Below are 3,794 nucleotides of genomic sequence, written 5' to 3' on the forward strand. Positions count from 1 at the left end.
GCGCCCATCGCCGCGCCGGTTCCGAAACCACCGCCCAGAGCATGCGTGCCGCCATGCATCGCCAGCCCACCGATCAAGGCCGGCACCTTGTTCACCAGGGCCAGCAGGACCACGGCAACAATCAGCATCACGCTCAATTCCTTGAGGCTGATACCGGCGCTCATGTTGACGTAGTACTGGTCGACGAAGGACTTGCCGATACCGACCAACAGCACCATGGTGAGCAGCTGCGCGGCGATCCCCAGAACGGTCTTGTAGTAATGGATCGCCATGTCCGAAGTCCATCGCGAGCCACCAAAGCCGAGGAAGAAAACGCCGGCGTAGGCCAGGATCCAGCCGCTCACCAGGAGCAGCAACATATTCACGCCGATCAACGCCAGGATGATGAGGATTGCCGCGCTGATCAGGATGCCGGCCGCACTATCGGTGGGTGACCACACCGATGACTGGTCGAGCACCTTGAAGAAAATATCGAAGCCGATATCGACGATTCCCGAAGGCGTCAGAGACGGCCCGGTACCGCTTGCCGTGCCGCCGATCGTGCGCAGCGAATTCATGATGTCGATGGCGAAGGTCGGGCCGTTGGTAAGCAGCCACCAGAAAAATCCGGTGAAGATCGTGAAGCGCGCGAACTCCGCGTAGAACTCGCCAATGTCGGCCTTGCGCAAGGCCAGCATGCCGAAGGTCCAGACCATCGAGATCAGCACCAGAGTCCAGAACAGCCACGAGGCCCTCGCCGTGATGGTTGCCGCCCAGGTGCTCGCTGCCGCCGAATAACGTGCCAGGACGTTATCCAGCACTCCCGCATTGTCGATGGCTGCATACGCGTCGACCGAGAAGAACACCAGCCACAACAGCAACAGCGGGCCGGCAGGAATTCTCAATAGCGATGGCCTGCTCATCCTCGACACCTCACCAGGCTTTCTTTTCGCTGGCCTTGAAGTCGGGGCCACGGCGCAGGCATGCCGACGCGAACTGCTTGCGCGTAGCCTCGTCGTCTACCTTGGCGATGTTTTCCGGTTTGCAGTTCTCATCGTTAACGGTCGGCGCTTCCTTCGTCGTGGGGATGTCCGGGGAACACGCGCTGACCAGGCCCGCCATGAGTGCGGCCAGGGCTACGCTTGAAAGTTGTGTGACGTTCATTTCCTCTCCTTACCAGGCGCGCGCGGCGCTGTTGCGATAGGTGCCACTGCGCAGTTGCTCGCCGGCAGCGGCTTCTTGTGCTTCACGATCGGCCAGCGCCTGGTTTCGGGTGGCGATGGCGTTTTGCTGCGCGATCAGGAGTCCCCGGATCTGCAGCAACTGGTTCGCCTGTTGGCTGGCCAGCTGGTTGGCGTAGCCGATGGCCTGCATCTGGCCCGTTGCACCTTGCGCACTCGACTGCAGGCGCTGCAGGGTGCGTGCATCGGCTTCCATCGCGTCCTGCTGACGGTCCAGGCCTCTGAACAGCGCATCGGTCGCCCTCTTCTGTGCTTCGGACCCGAGGCGCTGGCTGTCTCTGATCGCGGCCCATTCCGCCGCCGTACACCCGCCAGGGTTGAAGCAAGGCGAACTGCGGTAGTAAGCCGTGTCCTGGAACTTGCCCAGGTAGTTGTCGATGCTGCCGAGGTTGGCCTTGTAGTAGTCCAGGGTGTCGATCGCACCGCGCAGCAGGTTCATCGTGGTGACCGCCTGATCCCAGATGTAGGCGGCCGGCGCAGCGGTATTCCTCAGCATGTTTTCGTACTGCTGCAGTTGCGTCCGGTATTGCTCGATTTGCTTCAGCGTTTGCGCCACGCTTTCCATGGCGGTCATCACGTTCTGCGTGAGGTTGCCGGCATCGAACACAGGGATCCCGGTCGCATGTGCCGGCGCCATCATCCCCGGGCTGGCCGAGAGGGCCATCGCCAGGAAAATTTTAGCGGCTAAAATTTTAGCCTCGGGCTTCATCGTCTTTTCTCCCTGGCGTCATCAGTAGTCAAAGGATTGGTACGGCTTGGAAAACGTCATGTCCTTGGTGACGATGACGTTGAAGCGATAGCCGGGCCGGATCTCCAGCGTCGGCGCAATGTTCATGTTCTTGGCAATCAATTGCGCGGTCACCTGCCCGAGCTGCTGCCCCAGCGCCTCGCTCATGGCGCTACTGGCACTCGGCGTGCCGTAGGGTGTCTGCGTCTGGTTCTGCTGTTGGCTATAGCTGATGCCGGCGGTGACGGCAGACATCAGCAATGCGGACCCGAACAGCCTCAGGTAATGGTTGTTCACCTGGTCGTTGAAGCCGGCGTAGCCGACACCATCGGCACCCGGCATCGAGCCGATGTCCATCGCCTTGCCGTCCGGAAAAACGATGCGCTGCCAGGCCACCAGCACCCGCGCCTGACCGTAGGCCACGTCGCTCGAATAGCTGCCGACCAGGCGCGAGCCTTGCGGGAGCAACAGGTATTTGCCGGTAGCGGTGTCGAAAACGTTCTGCGCGATCTGGGCCATGATCTGGCCCGGCAGGTCGGAATTGATCCCCGAAATCAGCGTCGCTGCCACCACGAATCCGGCGCGTAGTTCGTACGGCGAACGCGGCGCTTCCGGCTGGGAATCGAGCCTCCAGCGGTCGCCTGCTCCGGTGTTGCCGAACTGCGCAACGCTGTTCTTGCCGCCGCTCGCCGCCGTTGGCAGCAGTTGCGGGGCCGACGAAGCGCCGGTGGCCCCTGCTCCTCTCATGCCCTGCAGTTGCGCCAGGCGAGCCTTGTAGGCTGCCGTCGGGTCGTCCCGGCCGGCGGCGTCGATCTGCTGCCGCACTGCGGCCAGGCGGGCAATGGCTTCTTCACGGCTCCCGGGAGCACCGGTCACCCCACCCGGTGGCGAACCCGCGCTGCGCGGGGCGACGACCTGCACGGTGGTCCTGGCTTTCACCGCCTCTTCGAGCTGCTGCATCTTCACCATGCGGATACGATCCAGCTCATCGTCGCGGGGAGAGCGTTGGAGCGAGCCATCACCTGTCGAGCGGGGTGGCAGCGGCGGCGCGTCGAGGTTTTCCGGGCGGGCAATCGGAATCGCGCCGAGTGGCGTACCGGGGCCAGCGAGTTCCGGGACTTGCAGCGGTTTCGCGGCTTCGGCCGGGATGATCCCGTCCTTTTGCTTGCCGGCGATTTCGTTGGCGAACAGGCTGCTGTTGCCGCCCTTCTCCTTTGCCCCCTGCGCCGGCTCGTTCTGCTGGGCGGCGCGATCCGCGGCCACCAGGACCATGACGATCAGGAACACGGTCATGACGCCGCCGACGAGGTACACGGGCAGGTTGTTCACCCGGCGCACACCCGACCGCCGGGACACTTCGCCAGGCGAAGCGTCCGGTGACATTTGCTCTTCGGTGAGGTGCTCAGCCATGGCCGCTCACTCCTTCCGAACCCAGGCACCGGCCGGGGCCACGCTATCGTTCTGCGCCACGTAGGCGCGACTCAGGGACTGCGAGCCGACCATCACCGTGACGCGGTAGAGGTTCGTGCTGGCCGGTGCGTCGAGCACATAGCGCAGGTTCAGCCCCGGCCCGGCGGCTTCCGCGCTGTCCGCCGGCGCGGCCTCGTCCGGTTCGAACTCCAGAATGGCGTAGCCCTTGATGCGCAGCGATTCGACCAGTGCGCTGCCGTAGGCGTCGGGCGTCGGCTGGCCGAGGTCGAAGCGGGTGCTCGCCGGTGGGTACAGGACCGTGAGCTGCTTCACCGTGTCCGCGGCGAGCCTTTCATTCAGGGTGGCCGGGGCATTGGCGTCGAGAAAATTGCCGTAAGGCTCGATCGAGGCGCAGCCGGCCAGGCCGGCCAACAGGA

The 3,794-nt window shown here is 63.9% G+C and carries 5 protein-coding genes; all 5 read right to left on the reverse strand.

From position 1 onward, the window contains the following. Positions 1-902 (reverse strand): P-type conjugative transfer protein TrbL (gene trbL / locus RUW20_RS21410; RefSeq protein WP_313954246.1); only part of this gene is annotated, 902 nt, incomplete at its 3' end. Between the two features lie 10 nt (positions 903-912). Next, a complete protein-coding gene (trbK, locus tag RUW20_RS21415; RefSeq protein ID WP_313954247.1) occupies positions 913-1,143 on the reverse strand; it encodes an entry exclusion lipoprotein TrbK in 231 nt (76 codons plus the stop codon). A 9-nt stretch (positions 1,144-1,152) separates the two neighbouring features. After that, entirely contained in the window at positions 1,153-1,929 is a 777-nt protein-coding gene (trbJ, locus tag RUW20_RS21420; protein ID WP_313954248.1) for a P-type conjugative transfer protein TrbJ, read from the reverse strand. Between the two features lie 21 nt (positions 1,930-1,950). Continuing rightward, on the reverse strand, positions 1,951-3,357 hold the full coding sequence (locus tag RUW20_RS21425; RefSeq protein ID WP_313954249.1) for a TrbI/VirB10 family protein: 1,407 nt from the start codon (positions 3,355-3,357) through the stop codon (positions 1,951-1,953). Positions 3,358-3,363: 6 nt separating this feature from the next. Next, on the reverse strand, positions 3,364-3,792 hold the full coding sequence (locus RUW20_RS21430) for a conjugal transfer protein TrbH (protein WP_313954250.1): 429 nt from the start codon (positions 3,790-3,792) through the stop codon (positions 3,364-3,366). Positions 3,793-3,794: the final 2 nt, after the last annotated feature.

This window comes from Accumulibacter sp., from assembly GCF_032229525.1.
Taxonomy (GTDB): domain Bacteria; phylum Pseudomonadota; class Gammaproteobacteria; order Burkholderiales; family Rhodocyclaceae; genus Accumulibacter.

Bases quoted from the DNA above. Each gene is read 5' to 3' on its own strand.
- trbK (WP_313954247.1), bottom strand. From the start codon at position 1,143: ATGAACGTCACACAACTTTCAAGCGTAGCCCTGGCCGCACTCATGGCG.
- trbJ (WP_313954248.1), bottom strand. From the start codon at position 1,929: ATGAAGCCCGAGGCTAAAATTTTAGCCGCTAAAATTTTCCTGGCGATG.
- RUW20_RS21425 (WP_313954249.1), bottom strand. From the start codon at position 3,357: ATGGCTGAGCACCTCACCGAAGAGCAAATGTCACCGGACGCTTCGCCT.